Here is a 22,808-nt window from a genome sequence, read left to right as displayed (position 1 = left end):
TACAATGTGAACCCTGTTCAGCTGCAATAACAACGGCAAAGCCGCCAGAACATTCCAGCGTAGAACCATTTGGGAATTGGGAAAGCGCGTATTATAGCGAAACATTTCCGCGGATACACTTGAATCATCCGCAAAACTGCTTCAATTTTATTCAATAAAAAGAGCTCAGGGGCTCCCCCAAGCTCTTTTTACAATCGGAATAGGATCATTCGACTTTTACATTCGCCGTTTTAGCAGCGCCCGGGTCTGGCTTGGGCAAATTGACTTCCAACACTCCATTATCAAATTTCGCTGTAATTTTATCTGGATCAACACTATCACCAACCGATAACCGTCTTAAAAATTGTCCGAAATGACGCTCCTGACGAATTATTTTCCCTTCTTTTTCTTCCTTATCCTCTGTTTTAGTTTCAGCCTTAATCGTTAACAAACCATGCTCCAAACTTACCTGTACATCCTCTTTTTTCACCCCAGGTAAATCAGCCTTTATACAATACCCGGTATCAGATTCATGAATATCTATAGCAGGCACTTTATCATCACCGCTTGTAGTCACTGGAACAAAGAAACGATTCAAGAAAGCATCATCAAAAAGGCTGTTAAATCTTGATAGTTCACCCATGATCACTCTCCTCTATTATGTGGTTACTTTCTATACAGCAGATTCGTAATCTCAGTTTAGAAAGCCCTTCGACTCTCGCCAGTACAAAAATTGATCAGGATCAAGATAGATATTAATTGCCAATTTCCGGTAAAATCGGGAGCATTAATTATTTAACAAATAAGAGTTGAACCCTTCATGGCTCAATACGTTTATTCAATGAACCGCGTTGGCAAAATCGTTCCGCCAAAGCGTGAAATCCTGAAAGATATCTCTCTTTCTTTTTTCCCAGGTGCCAAAATCGGCGTATTGGGTCTGAACGGTGCAGGTAAATCTACCCTGCTAAAAATCATGGCTGGCTTAGATACCGACATCATCGGTGAAGCTCGCCCTATGCCTGGCATCAACGTTGGTTACCTACCTCAGGAACCAGAACTAGACGAAACAAAAACCGTTCGCGAAATCGTTGAAGAGTCAGTTGCTGATGTAAAAGAAGCGTTAGATGGCCTAGAAGCTGTTTATGCAGCTTACGCAGAACCAGATGCAGACTTTGATGAATTAGCTAAGCAACAAGCTGAATTCGAAAATTTGATCCAAGCGAAAGATGGTCACAATCTTGAAACAGCACTGGAACGTGCTGCTGATGCGATGCGTCTTCCTGCTTGGGATGCAGAAGTTAAGCACCTATCCGGTGGTGAACGTCGTCGTGTAGCGCTATGCCGTTTACTGTTAGATAAGCCAGACATGCTGCTTCTAGATGAACCGACCAACCACTTGGATGCAGAATCTGTAGCTTGGATCGAGCGCTTCCTTCAGGAATACCCAGGTACCGTTGTGGCGATTACCCACGACCGTTACTTCCTAGATAACGCTGCGGGTTGGATTTTGGAACTAGACCGTGGTCGCGGCATTCCATACGAAGGTAACTACTCTTCTTGGCTAGAGCAGAAAGAAGCTCGCCTAGAACAAGAAGCGAAGCAGGAAGCGGCTCACCGTAAATCTGTTTCTGCCGAACTTGAGTGGGTACGTCAAGGCTCTAAAGGCCGTCAGTCAAAATCCAAAGCGCGTCTTAAGCAGTTCGAAGAGATGAACTCCAAAGAGTTCCAATCTCGTAATGAAACACAGGAAATCTACATTCCACCAGGACCACGTCTTGGCGACAAAGTTATCGATGCGAACGGTATATCTAAAGCTTATGGCGACAAAGTCCTGTTTGAAGACCTAAGTTTCTCGATTCCACAGGGTGCTATCGTTGGTATCATCGGTGGTAACGGCGCAGGTAAATCTACGCTATTCCGCATGATCGCAGGTGAAGAGCAGCCAGATTCTGGTGAGATCGAAATCGGTTCTACTGTACAGTTAGCTTACGTTAACCAGTCTCGTGATCTAAACGGCGACAAAACAGTGTTTGAAGAACTATCTGATGGTCAGGACATGATCACAGTAGGTAACTACACGACGCCTTCACGCTCTTACTGTGGACGCTTTAACTTCAAAGGCGGCGATCAGCAGAAGTTCGTTAAAGATCTTTCTGGTGGTGAGCGTAACCGTCTGCATATGGCGAAACTGCTTAAAGAAGGCGGCAACGTTCTGCTATTGGACGAACCAACCAACGACCTTGATATCGAAACACTACGTGCCCTTGAGGAAGCTCTTCTAGCCTTCCCAGGTTGTGCGGTAGTTATTTCCCACGACCGTTGGTTCCTTGACCGTATCTGTACTCACATGCTGGCATACGAAGGTGACTCACACGTAGAGTTCTTCGAAGGCAACTACACTGAGTACCAAGCTGATTACAAACGCCGCTACGGCAAAGAACATCAGCCAGAACGTATCAAGTACAAGCGTATTGCGGACCTATAATCCCTATACTTATAAAAAAGCCGGGCAGTGCCCGGCTTTTTTTGTTCTTAAACAATTAGTCCGCAATATTTACTTTATCCCGCCCGGTATCTTTAGCGCTGTATAAGGCGTCATCGGAACGTTGTAATATTGAATCCACATTATCTTCAGCTTTCAAGCTGGCAACACCGATACTAGTAGTAAAGCCAATTCGTTCTCCTGAAGGGGTTTTTACTTGTTCATCATGACAACCCACGCGGATCTGTTCAGCCACTTCAACAGCTTGATTGGTATCTAAACCGGGAAGCACCATTAAGAACTCTTCACCACCGTATCGACAAACTAAATCCAATCGCTTGCGAGCAGATTTTCGCATCACTTTAGCAAAACGCTGTAGCACGATATCACCTGCGGCATGACCGTAGGTATCGTTAAAGCTCTTGAACTTATCTAGATCAAACAACAGAACACTCAGCGGCTTACCCTGATCTCTCATCAATTTGATATCGCCACTTAACTGCTCCATCGCCTGCCGTCTATTTGCCAAACCAGTAAGGGGATCTCGTGTCGCTTGTCGATAAAGGCCCAACAACATGTTCAGTTGATTCACAGCCGCCCAACACGCAATTAAGCCCAATACAGCCAACAACCAGAGACTGTTAATCCCATCAATGGTACCAGCCAAGCCGCGGAACAATTGAGTTAGATACTCAACAAGCAAAAGAGCAACGGCATAACACAGCGCCTCCAATATAGACAAAGGAAAAACAGCCATCATGGTCATGATCATAAAAGGAAAGAAATGATAACCTGCCACAGTAAACTCGTAACCATGGGCAATTAACATGGAGCTTGAGGCACACTGAAAAGCAGACAAAATGACGACTAGTAAAGCAAGTCTTAACTTCGCTAAACGCATGCTGTAGCGCTTATATCCCCACAGAGCCAAGCCCACACAGGCAAGCGCCGTTAGACCACGAGCATATGCGATTGAGAGCAGCATATCCTCGGGCAATAGCAAATAATCCACCAGCAACCAAGCAGGCTGAATCAAGGCGAGTAAGAGGGAGATAATCCGAATACGACGAAAAAGAAAATGACTGCGAGTTTGGTTGAAATATCGAGAATGCCTACGACCGCTGGAGACATCCAAAAGCGCTTCTAACAACATATTAATTCTTACAACTTTGTTTTTATTCTTGTTATATCACTTAGCCTGTCCGACTTAGTTTAGTCCAAATGCACAAGCTCAGCTTTAGAGATCAAATTATGATAAAGCCCTTTCGTTTTCAAGGGTTATATTAACGATTACAACTTGACCACAATTTTTTTTGCAGTAATGTCTATAATTATATGAGTTAAATACACTTTTCCTTGGGAAGAATTGCTGTGACCACATCAGATACTGAACGCCGTCGTTTTACCCGTATCAACTTTGATGCTCAGACTGAATTGAAACGCGATAACGAAACTTGGGACGCAACCCTAGTGGATATATCTTTTAATGGTATTCTTGTGAAAAGTGAGCAGGCACTGGCACTACAAAAAGGAGATGAGGTTCAAGCAGTCATCCATCTTCTAGGTGATGATATCGCTATCCGCACACCTGCAACACTCGCCCACCAACAAGACAATGAATACGGTTTTCTAATAGAGAATCTGGATCTTGATTCATTAACTCTATTACGCCGCCTAGTCGAACTTAACTTAGGCGACGAAACATTGTTGGAACGCGAACTAGATCATTTTTTTGAAGACTAACTAGAGCGCCTCTAAGGCCTCTGTCAGCTTAGTAACTGCCACAATATCCATACCTTGAAGCTGCTCTTTAGGGACGTTTCCTTTAGGAACAATTGCACGTTTAAACCCATGCTTAGCCGCTTCTCGGATTCTTTCCTGTCCATTCGGTACAGGCCTAATTTCGCCAGACAAACCGACCTCCCCAAATACCATTAAGTCATGCGGTAAAGATTGATCACGGAAGCTGGACACAACCGCCAATAACAATGCCAAGTCGGCACTGGTTTCTAGTACCTTCACGCCACCTACAACGTTGACAAAGACATCTTGGTCACCCGTCATAATGCCGCCATGACGATGCAACACTGCAAGTAACATAGCCATTCGGTTTTGCTCCAAACCTACAGCGACGCGACGCGGGTTATTCATGTGGGATTGATCAACTAGCGCCTGAATCTCTACCAATAGGGGGCGAGTCCCTTCCCAAACCACCATCACAACGCTACCGGGGCTCGGACCTTCTTCACGGCTAAGAAATATTGAACTTGGATTTTTAACTTCCTTTAGGCCGTTTTCGAGCATGGCGAAAACACCCAATTCATTCACTGCACCAAAACGGTTTTTATGCGAGCGCAAGGTTCTAAAACGAGAATCAGACGACCCCTCAAGCTGAAGGGAACAGTCAATCATATGCTCCAAAACTTTCGGCCCAGCCAAAGAACCGTCTTTAGTAACATGGCCGACAAGGAACAAAACTGTGCCTGTCTGTTTTGCATAGCGAGTTAGGTACGCAGCTGATTCCCTTACCTGAGATACAGAGCCCGGAGCTGATTGAACATCAGCCATGTGCATCACTTGGATAGAATCAATAACCATCACTTTCGGTTTTAGCTGTTGAGCGGTGTTACAGATTTCTTCAACGCTAGTTTCAGAGAGCATTTTTAATTGCGCGGTTGGCAAACCTAAACGGCTAGCGCGCATCGCCACCTGCTGTAAAGATTCCTCACCCGTGACATAAAGTGCAGGCATCTGTTCAGCCAAAAAACACATCGTCTGTAACAACAAAGTACTTTTACCGGCACCTGGATGACCACCCATCAAAACTGCAGACCCAGGAACCAAACCACCACCAAGCACTCGATCCAGCTCGCCTGCGCCGGAAGTAAAGCGCGGCATCTCCTCTAACGCTACTTCAGAGAGATTAACCACCTTATCTTTACCAGCACCACCAGCATAACCATCAAAACGCACATTACGCGCTTCGTTCGTAGCGGTCTTCGCAGTCGCTAAACGTACCTCGGTTAAGGTATTCCAAGCATTACAGGCGGTACACTGCCCTTGCCACTTAGTGTAATCGGCTCCACAGTCATTACATACGTAGGCTGTTTTTTGGCGTGCCATCACTCTCTCCAAAGCTTTATCTATAAGTAAGAATTCTACCCAACACTCTGCTTATAACCTATAGATCTTTTCTTATTTTATGATTGCTCTACAATCAGACTCCTATATAAGAACAAGGGTAAACCCCTACATCACAGGAGATGTATATGAAGCTGGAAACAATTGCCGTTCACGGTGGCTACTCCCCAGACCCAACAACCAAAGCGGTTGCGGTTCCGATCTATCAAACTACATCTTATGCTTTTGATGATGCTCAGCATGGTGCTGACCTTTTCGACCTTAAAGTCGAAGGGAATATTTATACCCGCATCATGAACCCAACGACTGACGTACTTGAAAAGCGCCTTTCAGAAATGGAGGGCGGCATCGCTGCTCTTGCTGTGGCGTCAGGTATGGCAGCAATCACTTACGCGATTCAAACAATTGCAGCGACTGGAGACAATATTATCTCCACCAGCGAATTGTACGGTGGTACCTACAATCTGTTTGCTCACACCCTACCGCACCAAGGGATCGAAGTTCGTTTTGCTAATAAAGATGACGTTAGCGAAATAGAGAGCAAAATCGATGCAAACACTAAAGCGCTTTTCTGTGAATCTGTGGGTAACCCATCAGGCGGCATCGCTGATATTGAAAAGCTAGCGGATGTAGCACACCGTAATGGCATCCCGCTGATTGTGGATAACACAGTACCAAGCCCAGCTATGTGGCGCCCCATCGAGCACGGTGCCGACATCGTTGTTCACTCAGTGACTAAGTATATTGGCGGACACGGGAACTCTATTGGTGGCGTGGTTATCGATTCGGGTAAATTCCCGTGGGCTGACAATGCTGAACGTTTCCCTCTGCTAAATACACCTGACGCGTCTTATCATGGTGTTGTCTATACCGAAGCCCTTGGCCCAGCCGCTTATATTGGTCGCTGTCGTGTAGTACCACTTCGCAACACCGGCGCCGCTATTTCTCCTATGAATGCCTTCATGATCCTACAAGGCCTAGAAACTCTGGCCCTACGTATGGAGCGCATCAATGAAAACAGCGCAAAAATTGCTAACTTCCTAGAGCAACATGATCAGGTTAGTTGGGTGAAGTATGCAGGCCTTGAAAGCCATAAAGACTACGATCTTGCTCAGAAATATCTGAACGGGCAAGCATCCGGCATTATCAGTTTCGGTCTAAAAGCAGGCAGAGCAGCCACAGCACCGTTCTATGATGCTCTGCAGATTTTCACTCGACTAGTAAACATTGGTGACTGTAAATCTCTTGCAGCCATCCCCGCTGAAACAACACACCGTCAGCTCAATGATGAGGAACTTGCATCAGCTGGCGTATCACCTGAGATGGTTCGTTTATCGATAGGTATTGAACATTCTGATGATCTGATTGCAGATCTAGAACAAGCACTCGCTGCCGTGAATAAGTAACACCTTATTTTGAAAAAAAGTTGATGCAAAAAAGGCCGCTAAATAAGCGGCCTTTTTCTTATCCAAGCAGAACTTAATTAAATATAGATTTAACTTTATTCCACATGGTACGTGCATTTTCTTCTGGTGCCTCAGGGGACTGAGCTAGCTCACGCAGTTTATGCATTTTGTTCATTGCCAGCTGATATTGCCCTGACACATCCTCAGCACTGGATGCATTGAACTCAAGATCATTTACTAGGCCATCTCTTAAACCATAGATCCAACCATGTACGGTTATCTCCTGATCATTAGCCCAAGCTTGCTGTAAAATTGTGGTTTCACAGAGATTCATCGATTGCTCAATCACATTAAGTTCACACAAACGATCCAACTGCTGGTGCGAGTCCTCCCATGTAGACAGGAAGTCTTTATGTTTGTCATAAACACGACGAATATTACGCAGCCAATTATCAATCAGCCCATGGGGTTCATCTTCGATAGAAGCCGCCACACCACCACAACCATAGTGGCCAACAACCATGATGTGCTTAACTTTAAGCACCTCTACCGCGTATTGAACGACTGACAGACAATTCATATCTGTATGAACAACAACGTTTGCAACGTTACGGTGAACAAATAGCTCACCCGGCATCATGCCAACAATTTCGTTCGCAGGAACACGACTGTCAGAACAGCCAATCCACAGATACTCAGGTGATTGCTGTTGCGCTAGTGTTTCAAAAAACTGCGGGTCTTCCTGATTTATCTTTTCCGCCCATTCGCGGTTGCTTTCTAAAAGATGAGTAAGCTTGTTCATTAATCACTCTTATAAACAAAGAGGGGCTTATGCCCCTCTGAAATCCAAATCAATATTAAGATTGATGATACTTCGCACTTAGTTCGTGTACTGCATCAACAAACGCTTTCGGCTGCGCTGGATCTACAAACTGGTGAATACCATGACCTAGGTTAAATACGTGACCAGAGCCGTTGCCATATTGACCTAGGATGAACTCTACTTCTTGTTCAATACGGTTTGCTGGAGCGTAGAGAACACTTGGATCCATATTACCTTGAAGAGCAACTTTGTCACCCACACGTGCACGTGCATTACCAATATCTGTTGTCCAATCCAGACCTAGCGCATCAGAGCCTGCTTCAGCCATTGCTTCTAACCACTGACCACCATTCTTGGTAAACATGATCACTGGCACTTTACGACCATCATGCTCACGAATTAGACCATCAACAATCTGTTTCATGTACTTAAGCGAGAACTCTTGGTAACAAGGACCACTTAGTGCACCGCCCCAAGTATCAAAAATCTGTACAGCTTGAGCACCAGAGCGGATTTGTTCGTTCAAGTAAGTCGTTACAGACTGTGCAAGCTTATCTAGCAACGCATGCATAATCTCAGGTGTCGCATACATCATCTGTTTAACATGACGGAAGTCTTTACTTGAACCACCTTCAACCATGTAAGTTGCAAGCGTCCATGGACTACCAGAGAAGCCAATCAGCGGCACACGACCGTTTAGCTCGCGACGGATCTCTTTAACCGCATTCATTACGTAATCAAGATCTCTTGCTGCATCTGGTACAGGCAAGTCAGCAACGTCTTTTTCTGTACGGATGATCTTTTTAAAACGTGGGCCTTCACCCACTTCAAAGTAAAGCCCAAGACCCATTGCATCCGGAATTGTCAGGATATCGGAAAACAAAATTGCAGCATCGAGGTCATAACGCTCTAAAGGCTGAATGGTAACTTCACAAGCCAACTCTTTATTTTTGCAAAGGCTTAGAAAATCACCTGCTTTCGCACGAGTCTCACGGTACTCTGGAAGGTAACGACCCGCCTGACGCATCATCCAAACTGGAGTTGCATCTACAGGTTCACGAAGTAATGCACGTAGGAAACGATCGTTTTTCAATTCAGCCATTTGTGTCAGCCACTTATATCTTGTAAATTCGAATTGGTCGCTATTTTAACGATTTTTAACAGGAATTACCTGTAATTCCATCTCTCTTTAACTAACTTTGTGATCTAAGTTTGAAAAAATACTGTCTGTTACTGTTTTTAGTTATTTTGAGTGGTTGCCAATCCCAACCGACTAAGCCCATAAATCTCGCTCCTGCCAAGTTAGCAGTATTTCAAAAAGAGCAAGTTTGGTTAGATACTAGCGCTACCAGCACACACAATGAGCAAACGTTTAATAACAAACTAAAAACAAGATTGGCCTTATATGGCGCTGAAGACATCCGAACATTAGGCTCATCACAATCACCTAAGACGGGGCTGGTTATTCAAAGCCGCATAATTCCGTTAAATGGACAGCAAAGATATCAGATGAGGATCAGCAGGAATCAACGAGAACTGATCTCAGCAGATTACCCTGTCATATTAGCTAACAGCGACCAGTTAGCTATCAATGATTTCTTAAGCAGTATTCACTATAAGATTATCAATGCTGATCAGTATTTTTAGGCAAAAAAAATCCGGCCTTCTTAGAAGTACCGGATTTTTTCAAACGGATTAGTTAGAGATTAAACTTCCAAGTAATCCAGCATACCTTCTGCAGCTTTACGACCTTCAGCAATCGCCGTTACTACTAGATCAGAACCACGTACCATATCACCACCAGCGAATACTTTTTCGTTAGTAGTCTGGAACGGGAATGCATTCTGTTCTGGCGCTTTAACACGGCCATCTTCATGCAGATCGATACCAAAATCAGTAAACCATGGCGCTGGGCTAGGACGGAAACCAAATGCCACAAGAATAGCATCTGCTTCTAGAACCTCTTCAGAACCAAGAACGACTTCAGCACGACGACGACCATTTTCGTCTGGCTCGCCCATCTGCGTGCTAACAACCTTGATACCTGTTACTTTGCCATTTTCACCTACAACTTCAACAGGCTGACGGTTGAACTGGAACTGTACGCCTTCTTCACGCGCATTTTCCACTTCTTTCTTAGAACCAGGCATGTTCGCTTCGTCACGACGGTAAGCACAGATAACAGACTCAGCGCCCTGACGAATAGATGTACGGTTACAGTCCATCGCAGTGTCACCACCGCCAAGCACAACAACTTTCTTACCCTTCAGGTCAATAAAGCCGTTTTCATCTTGCTCGAAGCCAAGGCAGTTATTCACATTAGAGATCAAGAACGGAAGTGCATCATATACACCATCTAGATCTTCACCTGGGAAGCCACCTTTCATGTATGTGTATGTACCCATACCTAGGAATACTGCATCGTATTGATCGATCAGATCCTGCATCTGAACATCTTTACCTACTTCAGTATTCAGACGGAACTCTACGCCCATCTCGGTAAAGATTTCACGACGGCGGGACATTACGTCTTTTTCCAGCTTAAATTCTGGAATACCGAACGTTAGAAGACCACCGATCTCTGGGTTACGATCAAATACAACAGGTTTAACGCCATTACGTACAAGAACGTCTGCAGCTGCAATACCTGCTGGGCCTGCACCAATCACTGCAACTTTCTTATCAGTCTTTGGCGCCTGAGACATATCAGGCTTCCAACCCATCGCGAATGCCGTATCAGTAATGTATTTTTCTACAGAACCGATTGTTACCGCACCAAATCCATCATTCAGTGTACAAGCACCTTCACATAGACGGTCTTGCGGGCAAACACGACCACAAACTTCTGGCAGAGAGTTAGTCTGGTGACTTAGCTCAACCGCTTCAATAATGTTCCCTTCAGAAATCAGCTTAAGCCAATTAGGGATATGGTTGTGTACAGGACACTTCCATGAACAATATGGGTTACCACACTCTAAACAACGGTGTGATTGTTCAGATGCTTCTTCTTTCGCAAACGGCTCGTAGATCTCACCAAAGCCTTCTTTACGTACATCTGCATCAATTTTCTGTGGTCCTTTACGACCCACATCGAGGAACTGAAAATCGTTGTTCAAACGGTCAGCCATAATCCTCACCTCTTAAAAGCAGCCCTTAACAGCAGGGCTGCGGATTATTCTTCATCTACTTTAAAGGATCTGTTCTTACTCAGGACGAGTACGAATACTAGTCAACAGATCATTCAGGCTTGCAGCTTTTGGTTTAACCAACCAGAAGCGACCGATGTAATCATCAAGATTATCGATGATCTCTTGGCCCCATGCACTGCCTGTCTCTTTAGTGAACTCAATGATCACAGAGCGCAGATGATTTTTGTAAGCTTCCATATTTTCAGTGTGGATACGCTGAATCTCTACTAGCTCGTGGTTATATTTATCCACGAAGCTGTTATCCATATCCAGAACGTAAGCAAAGCCACCTGTCATACCAGCACCGAAGTTGTAGCCCGTAGAGCCCAACACAGTAACCAAACCACCCGTCATGTATTCACAACAGTGATCGCCAGCACCTTCAACGACAGCATGTACACCAGAGTTACGTACACCGAAACGCTCGCCTGCTTGACCCGCTGCAAATAGCTTACCGCCAGTTGCACCGTATAAGCAGGTATTACCCATGATGGCAGTTTCATTTGACTTGAATGTTACTTCGTCAAATGGACGGATAACGATCTTACCGCCAGCCATACCTTTACCAACGTAGTCGTTAGCATCACCTTCTAGGTATAAGTTCTGACCACCAGCGTTCCAAACACCAAATGATTGGCCTGCATGACCTTTAAACTTGAAGGTTACAGGCTGATCACTCATGCCTAGGTTGCCATGCTGTTTAGCAATTGCACCAGAGGTACGGGCACCTACAGAACGGTCACAGTTAGTGATCACCAGTTCGTATTCACCGCCAGTCTTATCAGCAATCGCTTTCTCAGCAAGCTCTAGCATCTGAGTGTTCAGCTCAGCTAGGTCGTATGGTTCGTTACGCTCTACCTGACAAGTGTTAGGGAAATCTTCACCAGCAGATGTCAGAATTGGAGATAGATCTAAATTCTTCTGACGAGGTGTTTCACCGTCAAGGATCTCTAGAAGATCTACGCGACCTACTAGTTCTTCCATAGAACGAACACCTAGCTGTGCCATTAACTGACGAGTTTCTTCAGCAACGAAACGGAAGAAGTTCTTAACCATCTCTACCGTACCGCGGAAGTGATCTTCACGCAGTTTATCGTTCTGAGTAGCAACACCGGTCGCACAGTTATTCAAATGACAGATTCGTAGGTACTTACAACCCAATGCAACCATTGGCATTGTACCGAAACCAAAGCTCTCAGCACCTAGGATCGCGCCTTTAACAACGTCCAAACCAGTCTTCAAACCACCGTCCGTTTGTAGACGCACAGAACCGCGTAGTTGGTTACCACGTAGAGACTGGTGTGCATCGGCAAGACCAAGTTCCCATGGAGAACCTGCGTAATGGATCGATGTCATTGGTGACGCCGCTGTACCACCATCGTAACCAGAGATAGTGATCAAATCTGCGTATGCTTTAGCAACACCACATGCGATCGTACCTACACCTGGACGAGATACCAGCTTCACAGAAACTAGCGCTTCTGGGTTAACCTGCTTAAGGTCAAAGATTAGCTGCGCCAAGTCTTCGATGGAGTAGATATCATGGTGCGGCGGAGGCGAAATTAGCGTCACGCCTGGTACAGAGTAACGTAGACGTGCAATCAGGCTATTAACCTTACCACCAGGTAGCTGACCACCTTCACCCGGCTTAGCACCTTGAGCTACTTTGATCTGCATAACTTCAGCGTTAGATAGGTATTCCGGTGTTACACCGAAACGACCCGAAGCAACCTGCTTGATCTTAGAACGCTTCATCGTGCCGTGACGAGCAGCATCTTCACCACCCTCACCGGAGTTAGAACGACCACCAAGTTCGTTCATCGCAACAGCAAGTGCTTCGTGAGCTTCTGGAGACAATGCACCTAGGGACATTGCAGCAGAGTCGAAACGTGGGAAAATATTGTCAGCCGGCTCTACCTCATTAATTGAGATAGCTTTAACATCTTTACGTAAGCCCAGCATGTCACGCAGAGTTGCGTAACCGCGGTTGTTAACCAGCTCAGCATAGCGTTGGTAAGCTTCAGGATTACCTGTTTCTACTGCTTCGTGGATAGTCTTAACTACGTCTGGGTTATAAGCGTGGTATTCACCACCATGCTTATACTTCAGCAAACCACCTGCTTGAATTGGCTTACGCGCAGTCCAAGCTTCTTTCGCTAGTAGGCCCTGCTCAAATTGGAAGTCCTCGAAACGAGCACCTTCAATACGGCTAGTAACACCTTTGAAACATAGGTCAACGATTTCAGAGCTTAGACCGATCGCCTCAAACAACTGTGCACCACGGTAAGAAGCAATAGTAGAGATACCCATCTTAGATAGGATCTTCATTAAGCCTTTGTTGATGCCTTTACGGTAGTTCTCGTGAGACTGAAGCGGCTCAATTTGAATTTCGCCAGCAGCGCATAGATCGTTAAGAACACGGTAAGCAAGGTATGGGTAAACAGCAGTCGCACCAAAACCAAATAGTACCGCGAAGTGATGAGGGTCACGAACCGTACCACTTTCTACAACGATGTTGGCATCACAACGCAAGCCTTTATCAACTAAGCGGTGGTGCACTGCACCTGTAGCTAAAGCAGCGTGGACTGGAAGGCAACCACGAGCGATATTAGCATCGCTTAGTACTAGAATGACTTTACCATCTCGAGCTGATTGTTCAGCTTGATCAGCAATAGACTTGATCGCGCCCTCAAGAGAGATCTCTTCAGGGTTATAGTTCAGATCAATTTGTGCAACTTCAAAGCCTGGCTCTTGGTTATCACGCAGGCGGTTAAACTTGCTTGCAGACAATACAGGCGTAGTCAGAATTACTCGACGAGCGTGTTCTGGTGTTTCTTCGAAAACATTCTGTTCAGAACCGATACACGTTTCTAACGACATAACGATCGCTTCACGTAGAGGATCGATAGGTGGGTTAGTAACCTGAGCGAATTGCTGACGGAAATAGTCATATAAAGAACGCACACGGTCTGATAGGACAGCCATTGGCTTGTCATCACCCATAGAACCGATCGCTTCCATACCACTCTCACCTAGTGGACGTAGGATCTGGTCACGCTCTTCAAAAGTAACCTGGAACATCTTCATGTGAGTTTTAATCTCGTCCGCTGACATAGCAGGGAAAGATTTAGACTCTTCTTCCAAGTCCATTGTCTGCTCTAAACGTAGAGCATTCTCTTTAAGCCATTTTTTATAAGGCTGTGCAGCTTTCAGGCGGTTATCTACATCTTGTGTATGCAGAACATCACCTGTCTGCGTATCGATAGCCAAGATCTGACCCGGCCCTACACGGCCCTGAGCAACAATATCTTCTGGCTGATAGCTAAATACGCCGATTTCAGATGCAGTACAGATATAACCTTGCTTAGTCATTACCCAACGAGATGGGCGTAGACCGTTACGATCAAGCATACATACAGCAAAGCGACCATCGGTCATTACCATACCCGCAGGGCCATCCCATGGCTCCATGTGCATAGAGTTGAAATCATAGAATGCACGTAGATCAGCATCCATAGTTTCAACATTCTGCCATGCTGGCGGTACGATCATACGCACTGCACGGTAGATATCCATGCCACCAACCAATAGGAACTCAAGCATGTTATCCATACTTGAGGAGTCAGAACCTGTTGTATTAACAATAGGCTGCAGCTCATCTAGGTTAGGTAGCAGATCTGTAGCAAATTTGCTTGCACGTGCTTTAGCCCAATTACGGTTACCTTCAACGGTATTAATTTCACCGTTATGCGCCAAGAAGCGGAAAGGCTGAGCTAAAGGCCAGCGTGGTGCAGTGTTTGTAGAGAAACGCTGATGGTAAGTACATACAGCTGTTTCAAGACGAGGATCTGCCAAATCTTTGAAGAAAACAGGTAGATCAACAGGCATAGTTAAACCTTTATAGGAAATAACTTTGTCTGAAAAACTACAAATATAGAAATCTTCATCAGCTGACATTGCAATTTCAGCTTTACGGCGTGCTGTAAACAAACTAATTGCTAGTTCACGTTCAGATTTGCTTGCCGCTGTAATAAAGACCTGTTCGATGAGTGGCAGGGTATCTTTTGCGATAGGCCCCAGACAAGATTCATCGGTTGGAACTACACGCCATCCAGCAACTTCAAGACCTTGATCAGTAATTGCAGTATTTACTGCGCTACGTGCTGCTTCTGCTTTCGCTGCATCACGTGGCAAAAATACCATACCAACCGCATAAAATTCGCCTAGATCGGTGTTAAATTCTTCCTGCGCAACGGTACGCAAAAAACCATCAGGTTTTTGCATCAACAGGCCACAACCGTCACCTGTTTTACCATCTGCCGCAATGCCACCACGGTGTGTCATGCACGCTAGTGCTTCGATCGCTTTTTCTAGCAGATCGTGACTCGCCTGGCCTTGCATGTGTGCCATAAGGCCAAAGCCGCAGTTATCTTTGAATTCACCGGGGCGATAAAGACCTTTGCTCATAAGCCATTCCCACTTAAAAATACTTAAAAATCAATATCTTAATAATTCTTTCTGCTGCAATATATGCGCCACTCAGCAAAAAGGGACAGCTATTCTACACGCGAAGTTAGTTCGGGACAAATTTCAAACAGTTGCCCGAGGATATATGGAAGGTAATAGCCCATCAATACGACACGCTATCTATTTGTTTTAAAACTATTTTTTACTTTTAATATCTATTTTTACACCCTGAATACTTCTTGCCCAAGGTTTTACGTTTTGTAGCTCTTTTGGCAATTTTCTAATGGCTGCATTCGCAATATCTCTATTAGCAAACTTGCCATGTACAACTACGTGCCACGGCTGCCCTTTATATATTGTAGAGAAGTGGTAAAAATCACTCGGTTTTTGCTGTGATTTGATAAAACCAAGGGCACTTTCTTCTGACCTAGCACCTAACATCTGCAGGGTATAACCTTTATCAGGCCAATCCATCAATGCTTGTTCACTTTGACTTAGTCCGACTGATAACAGCTTAGGCTTTGTCTCTTTAGATTCAACTTTTAGGCTCAGAGGCGTAACCGATGGCTGAGTTTCACTACTCGTCTGCACAACATCTCTAAGGTCTTTTTCTAACTGAGCTGTGTCGACTTTCTTAATTTCCGGCTTACCATTAGCAAGAGCCTTAGGTTTCACCGTAATCCCGCCTTGGGGAGAATGATTAATTTCTTCAGTTTGTTTAGACGGCGCTTTTGCAATACTTGGTATTACATCTTCAGCTATTTTCGGTTGAACTACAGTTTTAAGTTTATCTTCCTGCTCTTTCAATCGCGCAGAAAGCTCTTCGTGCGCTGGGGTTATTTCTTCAAGAACCTTTTCAGGCTGAACAGCCTTTCCCATCTGCAAGCTATCAACTTCGAGTGACTGAGCTTTATCAGAGCTTGCTGGCACCACTAAAGGAACAGATACTCGCTCTTCCACAGCCACTTGCTGCTCAATAGCTGGCTCTTCTGGCATAAACTTCCATAAAGAAACACCAAGAATCCCGATCAAAACAATTCCAATACCCATCATATGAATTGGTGGTAGAGGAAATGCCGTTTTCTTTTTAGGCGGAACAGTTATTTTACCACCAGCAAGAAGCGTTTCTATTCGCCCAGGCATACCACCAGAGAGGGCGATTAAATCTGATTTTTTCTTTTCAGCTAGAGTAGTAAGAGCTGGATGGCAGATCTGTAGATATTCAGCTGCTTCTTCATCTGACATACCCTCAATAGCCACATGATGAACACGTCCTTCCATTGCTTTGACAAGATCTGTAGCTAAAACAGCTTCTGCATAAGACGGTTCAGACATCAAAATTAACTGAGCACCTGCTGCATGCAGATTTATCAGCAACTCAAATGCTTCATTAGATAGATATTCAGCATCATCAATTAGAATCAGACATTTCTGACCTGCAGAACTTAGCGCTTTTAGCTGAAGATGAAACACTTTCAACTGATCGGCAAATCCTGTTCCGGTCGCATTATGACTAGGCAATTGACCAATAAGGGATTCAAGGAGTTTCTGCTGTGATAATTCAGCTTCTGGCTTTATAAAACAGCTACAAAGAGTTGTATCACCCTTTTCTGGATGAAGTTGATCCAATAAAGTACTTTTTCCTGCACCTCTATCGCCTGACACTAACAGCAAAAAGTCAGAAAACCTGACTAAGTGCTTTAATTTATCTAGCAGTTGAAGACGGCTTGGCGGTTCAAAGTATATATTTGACTTCATCAGACAGGATCAACTCTTAAAGCATTAACTAACAGCAGTTACCTAACTTTTTACCCGCAGATAAGGTCTGGTCTAATAACTCCGCAGGAAAATCTGAAGTGACAATTGCTTTACCTACTTCTTGAAGTAATACGAGACGAATACTGCCATCAACAACCTTTTTATCCACAAGCATCAAATCTTTAAAAGTATCAACACCCATAGATTCAGGCGGCAACACTGGAAGATTAGCCGCTTCAAGTATATTCCTGATTCGATCAACATCTGAAGATGAGATCCAACCTAATCGACAAGACAGATCCGCCGCCATCATTGTTCCTGCGCCAACAGCTTCGCCATGAAGCCATTCGCCATAGCCCTGATCAGCCTCAATAGCATGACCAAAAGTATGCCCTAGATTCAGCCACGCACGAATACCAGCTTCTTTCTCGTCTTGTGCAACAACCTCTGCTTTTACAGCACAAGATCGGTAGATTGCCTGTTCAAGAAGATCTGACTGCAATCCCATCAGCCCATCAATATGATCTTCTAGATAACATAAGAAAGCTTCATCATAGATCAAACCATACTTAATCACCTCTGCCATACCTGCAGACAGCTCTTTTTCTGGGAGTGTATTTAAAACATCAGTATCAATAACAACACATTGAGGCTGATGAAAGGCCCCGATCATATTCTTGCCTTTCGGGTGGTTCACGCCGGTTTTACCACCAACAGAAGAGTCGACCTGAGAAAGCAGAGTCGTCGGCACCTGAACAAAGTTCACCCCACGCTGATAACAAGCAGCAGCAAAGCCTGTCATATCACCGATAACTCCACCACCTAGTGCGATGAGCGTTGTCGTTCTGTTATGACGATTTTCTAATAATGCATCAAAGATCGTATTGATCTGATCCATATTTTTATACTGTTCACCATCAGGCAAAATAACCGTATCTACTTGAAACTGGCCTGTAAGTGTTTTTTGTAAGCGTTCAAGATATAAAGGAGCGATTGTGTTATTCGTCACAATCAGAACCTGCTTACCCTTGATATATGGAGAAATTAGCCCCTGATCAAGTAAACCTTGACCAATAAAAATAGGGTAACTGCGATCACCCAAATCCACTTTTAATGTTTGCATAAAGAATTACTAATCCGCATCAAGCGGTGACTTTGCCTTCAATTGTTTAATGATGTCACTTGCGACAGTTTTGGGGTGACGCCTATCTGTTTTGACTATTATGTCAGCACAATCAAGATATAAGGGATGACGCTCAGCCATAAGCGTTTCTAGGACAGCTCTAGGGTTCTCTGTTTGCAGCAAAGGTCTATTTTTGTCACGAGAAGTTCTATCTAATTGCTGATCCACTGATGTTTCCAAATAAACTACCGTACCATTCGATTGCAACGCAGCTCGATTAGCAGCCCTCAACACAGCCCCTCCGCCTGTAGAAAGGACAATAGAGCGATCTTCCGCCAAATCCTTTATGACGCTTTCCTCTCTATCGCGAAAACCTGTTTCGCCTTCCACATCAAATATCCAAGGAATATCGGCACCGGCACGGTCTTCTATTTCACGATCAGAATCAACAAATTCTAACTTTAATTCTTGAGATAACAAACGGCCTATGGTGCTTTTTCCAGCTCCCATAGGCCCAACGAGAAAGATGTTCAATTCACACAACCATTCTTACAATTACTGAGAAGTTAATGAATTTCTAACCAATTTAGGTGTAATAAAAATCAACAACTCAGTTTTTTCAGATTTATTCTCTTTATTTCGGAAAAGCGCACCCATAATAGGAAGATCACCTAGCAAAGGTATTTTACCAACAGCCTCACTAGTTTCATTTTTGAATACCCCACCCAGGACGATTGTTTGACCGTCTGGAACAACCACCGAGGTTTTAAGCTCATTATTATCAATACTTAGCTCACCATTAGGTAACACCGCCCCGATAGAATCCTGCTTTATTACTAAATCCATAGCTATCCGATCACCAGGATTAATCCGAGGAGTAACATCTAGTTTCAAAACCACATCCTTAAATTGAATGCTCACCTCGCCGTCTTCAACCGTTTGATAAGGTATTTCAGATCCTGACTCTATAGATGCCTGAGTACCGTTTGTAGTCAAAACCTTAGGTTGTGAGATTATTTCAGCTTTACCATCTGTTTCTAAAGCTGATAGTTCTAAACCTAAAATAGCACTTGAACCAGGCTTGAATCCTATAGCTATGGCCCCTGCATTTGCAGCAGTAGCACCTAGATCCACTTGAAGAGTAGTTTCCGAGAGCCCTTGACTGAAATCAAGTTCAGTTACATCCCTATTAATAACCCAACCTTCACCATCGCTATCTATACTGTTAAATCCAAATCCCCAACGCACACCAAGATCTTCAGTCACACTGGAGCGAGCATTTACCAAACGAGCTTCGACCAATACCTGTTCAACCTCCACATCAAATCGTCTAAGGGTTTTACGAATTTCCCCAATATCCTTCTCGGTACCACGAACCATGATAATATTCGTCTCATCATCAGCCATGACAAAACCACGGTCAGATATTAATTTTGCTTTTTCAATCGCATCAAGCATTTCCGAAGCTTTACGATATTCGATCTGAATATATTCAGTTCTTAATGGCGCTAACTGCTCTACTTTTTGAGAACTTTCTAACTCTTCCTGCTCTCGTCTTGCGATCTCAGCTGCAGGTGCAATCAATAACACATTACCCACAGTACGCTGATCCAATCCTTTAGTTTTCAGAATAATATCTAAAGCCTGATCCCAAGGAACATTTTTTAACCTTAGTGTAATGTTACCACCAACTGTATCGCTCACCACCAAGTTCAATTCAGCTACTTCTGCGATTATTTGCAGTACCGAGCGAAGCTCCACATTCTGAAAATTTAAATCAATCGCTTCTCCACTAAATGGAAATAAATCTTTATCTCTTTCTTGTTTTTCAGCCGCACTTAGAGGCTTAAAGTCCAGAACCAACTTATTGTCAGTCTGATAAGCCAAGTACTCATATGGCTCAGCACTAGGCTTGACAAGAATACTAGTATTACCGCCGTTAGCCATCGCATCAATAAACATAACTGGCGTTGCAAAATCCTGCACATCTACTCGTTGTTCTAAAGCGCGAGACAGATCAGCACCAATCAAATTAACTACAACATTATTCCCTTCTTCTTGAATATCTACCCCAGCTTTATCATCTGATAGGGTAATGCTTACTCGTCCTATGCCACCCTCTTCTCGCTCAAAGTCCATGCCTACAACACTAGTGCGATCTGACATTAAGCCAGTAGAACCAGAACTATCTACTGAACTTTGTGACACCATACTCTTACTATCTGCAACTGGAGGGGCAGTATTCACTTGATCCCCACCCGATTGAATAATCACAAAAAGACTATTCCCCTCAGAGAAGGCTTTATACGAAGAAGACTCAAACAAGCTAGTAACAATACGTAAGCGCCCATCTGTTTGAGCAAAATTCACCGTATCAACCTGACCGGTTTTCACATCCAAAGAACGAGTCCCTAAACCATTTTCCACTCCCCAAAGGTCCATAACTAATCGCGCAGGCTGGTTTATCATATAAGCTTGAGGTGATGGAGGTGCAGCATCGAAGTCAAATCTAAGTTCAACTTTACCTCCTGGCAAAGCAACAAAATTAGCCTGTTTCATCTGCACTTCAGCTGCCGCCCACTGCGACAAAAACACACTGATTAAAGCAACACATAGTAGGTAAACTTTTTTATAGTTAATATTTGCTGCTTCAGTGTTCATGGGGACCCGAATTTTCACAATATTATCCCTTATTCCTGCTCATTCAAGGCAAGGCTGCGTGTTCGCTTCATCCAACCACCGCGCCCATTTTTTATTATTTCCAACAAATTAATCTGTCTTTCATCCAACGAGACTATCTCACCATGATTTAGCCCCATATAATCTCCAACAGTCACTCTATGAATTTCTGAATTAGTATCTTCAATCAAAGCCCACAAGCGACCATCATCCCTTTGGTTAATGGTTCCTACCATGTTCAACTTATCGATAGAGAAACTTTCGAGATAATCCTTTTCTCTATCGTTATCTGGTTGCAGGTCACTGAGTTGATTTTCCGAAGCACCTAATTCTTCGGTCGCCACCACCGGTACTATAGCCCTAAAAGGCTCTCTCATAGAGGCGCCCTCATAGACAAAGCTACTATACGGTTTAACTTCTGGCAAAGCTTCGATACTGCCACCTTTCAATTTATTTGTCTTCGATACAAAACTTTTCAAATCTGCCGTATCAGCAACCCAATTAACACAGCCACTCAATAGAAAACCAACTAAGAATAGCGAAAGAACCCTGAACCCACTCATTTTCTTCGCCCTCTTTTTCTACGTTTCGATTTTTTCTTATTAGGTTTTACCTGAGTGTCATCATATCTATAAGTCTTAGCATCAATATTCATTGACACACCAGATCCTGAAGGTTTAATTGAATAATCATGCATTGTCACTATTCGTGACAATCCAGCCACACCACTTACGAATTGACCTATTTGGTGGTAAGACCCCGCTACCGATATTTTAATCGGCAATTCACTGTAAAAGTCTCTACGTTTTTCAGTAGCTAAAGATATTGAGCCTATATTTAATCCTGCAGCAGTACCTAAATTTGTAATATCATCCAGCAATCCTGGCACTTCTTTTTCTGTCGGCAACTGTTTCAATAGCTCTTTAAACCTACCCTCTACATCCTTCATCTGTTTACGAAGTGCATCTAAGTTTGCAACCTGTAAAGCTTTACTTTTATATTGCTTTTTTAGGCCTTCTTCCTTAGCAACTACTTTTTTCAGGCTATCCTGCTTATCCTGTATATAAAAATGCACTCCACCAGCAATAATAAGTGCGATGACGAGCAGATAACTGACTACTTTAACCCCTATCGGCCAATTACCAGCATTAGCAAAATCCATATTCCCTGGATCAAAGCCCTTAAATGCATTTTTAAACACATCCATCACTTACTCCCTTTACTTTCTTTTGGAACGATTACCGGCAAAGACAAAGCAAAATCATTCAATTCATCTTTTGAAAGCTTAACCTTGCTTAAAGACGGCTCACCAAACCAAATAGAGGTTTCAATATTCCTCATCAAATTAGACACATCTAATTTATCCTCAGCCAGCCCTTTTATACTAATCTTGTTAGATTTCCGTGTAATACTGGAATAATACACTCCATTAGGAAGTACTTTTACAAGCTCATCAAAATTCCGAACTATGAGTGGACGAGAAGCCTGTAAGTTTTGAATAGCATCTAAACGCTCAAGCAATCTCTTTTTCTTTTCCTTAAGTTCTTTGATTTCTTCTAATTTTTTATCCAGCTTTGCAGCTTGACTCTTAAGGTAATTATTTCGATCCAACTGTCTATCTTGCATAACATCGAAATAATAGCCAATCCCCAACACAATCCCACCTGCAAATAGTGCAGAACCACATAAATTAATCAAAAAACTTTTTTGTCGCTCTTGAGATCTTTCTTCTCGCCAAGGTCTTAAATTAATCCTAGCCATG

General features: G+C 43.8%; 18 protein-coding genes. 4 read left to right on the top strand and 14 right to left on the bottom strand.

The window, feature by feature from the left end:
• Window positions 1–205 precede the first annotated feature (205 nt).
• Window positions 206–622: an Hsp20/alpha crystallin family protein gene (locus tag ACMXYS_RS01640; protein ID WP_415883256.1), complete on the bottom strand. Its 417-nt coding sequence runs from the start codon at window positions 620–622 to the stop codon at window positions 206–208.
• A gap of 177 nt (window positions 623–799) precedes the next feature.
• Here ACMXYS_RS01640 and ettA point away from each other — a divergent pair, with 177 nt between their 5' ends.
• The gene (gene ettA, locus ACMXYS_RS01635) at window positions 800–2,464 is read left to right on the top strand and encodes an energy-dependent translational throttle protein EttA (RefSeq protein WP_415883255.1); all 1,665 of its coding nucleotides are present in this window, start codon (window positions 800–802) and stop codon (window positions 2,462–2,464) included.
• A 55-nt stretch (window positions 2,465–2,519) separates the two neighbouring features.
• Here ettA and ACMXYS_RS01630 read toward each other — a convergent pair whose 3' ends face one another.
• Complete coding sequence (locus ACMXYS_RS01630) at window positions 2,520–3,614, bottom strand: diguanylate cyclase (RefSeq protein WP_415883254.1); 1,095 nt, start codon at window positions 3,612–3,614, stop codon at window positions 2,520–2,522.
• A gap of 218 nt (window positions 3,615–3,832) precedes the next feature.
• On the opposite strand from ACMXYS_RS01630, the gene ACMXYS_RS01625 reads away from it, so the two are divergent.
• Complete coding sequence (locus ACMXYS_RS01625; protein ID WP_415883253.1) at window positions 3,833–4,204, top strand: PilZ domain-containing protein; 372 nt, start codon at window positions 3,833–3,835, stop codon at window positions 4,202–4,204.
• On the opposite strand, the gene radA is transcribed toward ACMXYS_RS01625, so the two are convergent.
• Complete coding sequence (gene radA / locus ACMXYS_RS01620) at window positions 4,205–5,584, bottom strand: DNA repair protein RadA (RefSeq protein WP_415883252.1); 1,380 nt, start codon at window positions 5,582–5,584, stop codon at window positions 4,205–4,207.
• Between the two features lie 146 nt (window positions 5,585–5,730).
• Here radA and ACMXYS_RS01615 point away from each other — a divergent pair, with 146 nt between their 5' ends.
• The gene (locus ACMXYS_RS01615; RefSeq protein WP_415897418.1) at window positions 5,731–7,008 is read left to right on the top strand and encodes an O-acetylhomoserine aminocarboxypropyltransferase/cysteine synthase family protein; all 1,278 of its coding nucleotides are present in this window, start codon (window positions 5,731–5,733) and stop codon (window positions 7,006–7,008) included.
• Between the two features lie 73 nt (window positions 7,009–7,081).
• Here the strand turns inward: ACMXYS_RS01615 and can are convergent, their stop codons facing one another.
• Together can and hemE are read right to left on the bottom strand one after the other, a co-directional pair.
• Entirely contained in the window at window positions 7,082–7,810 is a 729-nt protein-coding gene (gene can / locus ACMXYS_RS01610) for a carbonate dehydratase (RefSeq protein ID WP_415883250.1), read from the bottom strand.
• Window positions 7,811–7,865: 55 nt separating this feature from the next.
• On the bottom strand, window positions 7,866–8,933 hold the full coding sequence (gene hemE, locus ACMXYS_RS01605; protein WP_415883249.1) for a uroporphyrinogen decarboxylase: 1,068 nt from the start codon (window positions 8,931–8,933) through the stop codon (window positions 7,866–7,868).
• Between the two features lie 110 nt (window positions 8,934–9,043).
• Here hemE and ACMXYS_RS01600 point away from each other — a divergent pair, with 110 nt between their 5' ends.
• Window positions 9,044–9,478 carry a hypothetical protein gene (locus tag ACMXYS_RS01600; RefSeq protein WP_415897417.1) on the top strand — a complete coding sequence of 145 codons (435 nt, stop codon included), beginning with the start codon at window positions 9,044–9,046 and terminating at the stop codon, window positions 9,476–9,478.
• Between the two features lie 59 nt (window positions 9,479–9,537).
• Here ACMXYS_RS01600 and ACMXYS_RS01595 read toward each other — a convergent pair whose 3' ends face one another.
• The 9 genes from ACMXYS_RS01595 to ACMXYS_RS01555 form a co-directional block, all read right to left on the bottom strand.
• A complete protein-coding gene (locus ACMXYS_RS01595; protein ID WP_415883247.1) occupies window positions 9,538–10,959 on the bottom strand; it encodes an FAD-dependent oxidoreductase in 1,422 nt (473 codons plus the stop codon).
• A gap of 75 nt (window positions 10,960–11,034) precedes the next feature.
• On the bottom strand, window positions 11,035–15,486 hold the full coding sequence (gene gltB, locus ACMXYS_RS01590; protein ID WP_415883246.1) for a glutamate synthase large subunit: 4,452 nt from the start codon (window positions 15,484–15,486) through the stop codon (window positions 11,035–11,037).
• A gap of 195 nt (window positions 15,487–15,681) precedes the next feature.
• Window positions 15,682–17,244, bottom strand: a complete 1,563-nt coding sequence (locus ACMXYS_RS01585; RefSeq protein ID WP_415897416.1) for an SPOR domain-containing protein — start codon at window positions 17,242–17,244, stop codon at window positions 15,682–15,684.
• 28 nt (window positions 17,245–17,272) lie between these two features.
• A complete protein-coding gene (gene aroB, locus ACMXYS_RS01580) occupies window positions 17,273–18,367 on the bottom strand; it encodes a 3-dehydroquinate synthase (RefSeq protein ID WP_415883244.1) in 1,095 nt (364 codons plus the stop codon).
• Between the two features lie 9 nt (window positions 18,368–18,376).
• Window positions 18,377–18,877 carry a shikimate kinase AroK gene (gene aroK / locus ACMXYS_RS01575; RefSeq protein WP_415884698.1) on the bottom strand — a complete coding sequence of 167 codons (501 nt, stop codon included), beginning with the start codon at window positions 18,875–18,877 and terminating at the stop codon, window positions 18,377–18,379.
• Between the two features lie 45 nt (window positions 18,878–18,922).
• Window positions 18,923–21,046 carry a type IV pilus secretin PilQ gene (pilQ, locus tag ACMXYS_RS01570; protein ID WP_415897415.1) on the bottom strand — a complete coding sequence of 708 codons (2,124 nt, stop codon included), beginning with the start codon at window positions 21,044–21,046 and terminating at the stop codon, window positions 18,923–18,925.
• A gap of 11 nt (window positions 21,047–21,057) precedes the next feature.
• The gene (locus tag ACMXYS_RS01565) at window positions 21,058–21,609 is read right to left on the bottom strand and encodes a pilus assembly protein PilP (protein WP_415897414.1); all 552 of its coding nucleotides are present in this window, start codon (window positions 21,607–21,609) and stop codon (window positions 21,058–21,060) included.
• Complete coding sequence (locus ACMXYS_RS01560) at window positions 21,606–22,253, bottom strand: type 4a pilus biogenesis protein PilO (RefSeq protein WP_415897413.1); 648 nt, start codon at window positions 22,251–22,253, stop codon at window positions 21,606–21,608. The genes ACMXYS_RS01565 and ACMXYS_RS01560 overlap by 4 nt, the downstream gene beginning before the upstream one ends.
• The gene (locus ACMXYS_RS01555; protein ID WP_415897412.1) at window positions 22,253–22,807 is read right to left on the bottom strand and encodes a PilN domain-containing protein; all 555 of its coding nucleotides are present in this window, start codon (window positions 22,805–22,807) and stop codon (window positions 22,253–22,255) included. Before ACMXYS_RS01555 ends, ACMXYS_RS01560 begins: the two co-directional genes overlap by 1 nt.
• Between the last annotated feature and the right edge of the window lies 1 nt (window position 22,808).

Origin of the sequence: Neptuniibacter sp. QD57_21 (assembly GCF_047778075.1) — a bacterium.
In the GTDB taxonomy this organism is placed as follows: Bacteria; Pseudomonadota; Gammaproteobacteria; order Pseudomonadales; family Balneatricaceae; genus Neptuniibacter.
This window is presented reverse-complemented; position numbering and strand designations above follow the sequence as displayed.

Bases quoted from the DNA above. Each gene is read 5' to 3' on its own strand.
- ACMXYS_RS01640 (WP_415883256.1), bottom strand. From the start codon at position 622: ATGGGTGAACTATCAAGATTTAACAGCCTTTTTGATGATGCTTTCTTG.
- ettA (WP_415883255.1), top strand. From the start codon at position 800: ATGGCTCAATACGTTTATTCAATGAACCGCGTTGGCAAAATCGTTCCG.
- ACMXYS_RS01630 (WP_415883254.1), bottom strand. From the start codon at position 3,614: ATGTTGTTAGAAGCGCTTTTGGATGTCTCCAGCGGTCGTAGGCATTCT.
- radA (WP_415883252.1), bottom strand. From the start codon at position 5,584: ATGGCACGCCAAAAAACAGCCTACGTATGTAATGACTGTGGAGCCGAT.
- ACMXYS_RS01615 (WP_415897418.1), top strand. From the start codon at position 5,731: ATGAAGCTGGAAACAATTGCCGTTCACGGTGGCTACTCCCCAGACCCA.
- can (WP_415883250.1), bottom strand. From the start codon at position 7,810: ATGAACAAGCTTACTCATCTTTTAGAAAGCAACCGCGAATGGGCGGAA.
- hemE (WP_415883249.1), bottom strand. From the start codon at position 8,933: ATGGCTGAATTGAAAAACGATCGTTTCCTACGTGCATTACTTCGTGAA.
- ACMXYS_RS01595 (WP_415883247.1), bottom strand. From the start codon at position 10,959: ATGGCTGACCGTTTGAACAACGATTTTCAGTTCCTCGATGTGGGTCGT.
- gltB (WP_415883246.1), bottom strand. From the start codon at position 15,486: ATGAGCAAAGGTCTTTATCGCCCCGGTGAATTCAAAGATAACTGCGGC.
- ACMXYS_RS01585 (WP_415897416.1), bottom strand. From the start codon at position 17,244: ATGAAGTCAAATATATACTTTGAACCGCCAAGCCGTCTTCAACTGCTA.
- aroB (WP_415883244.1), bottom strand. From the start codon at position 18,367: ATGCAAACATTAAAAGTGGATTTGGGTGATCGCAGTTACCCTATTTTT.
- aroK (WP_415884698.1), bottom strand. From the start codon at position 18,877: ATGGGAGCTGGAAAAAGCACCATAGGCCGTTTGTTATCTCAAGAATTA.
- ACMXYS_RS01565 (WP_415897414.1), bottom strand. From the start codon at position 21,609: ATGAGTGGGTTCAGGGTTCTTTCGCTATTCTTAGTTGGTTTTCTATTG.
- ACMXYS_RS01560 (WP_415897413.1), bottom strand. From the start codon at position 22,253: ATGGATGTGTTTAAAAATGCATTTAAGGGCTTTGATCCAGGGAATATG.
- ACMXYS_RS01555 (WP_415897412.1), bottom strand. From the start codon at position 22,807: ATGGCTAGGATTAATTTAAGACCTTGGCGAGAAGAAAGATCTCAAGAG.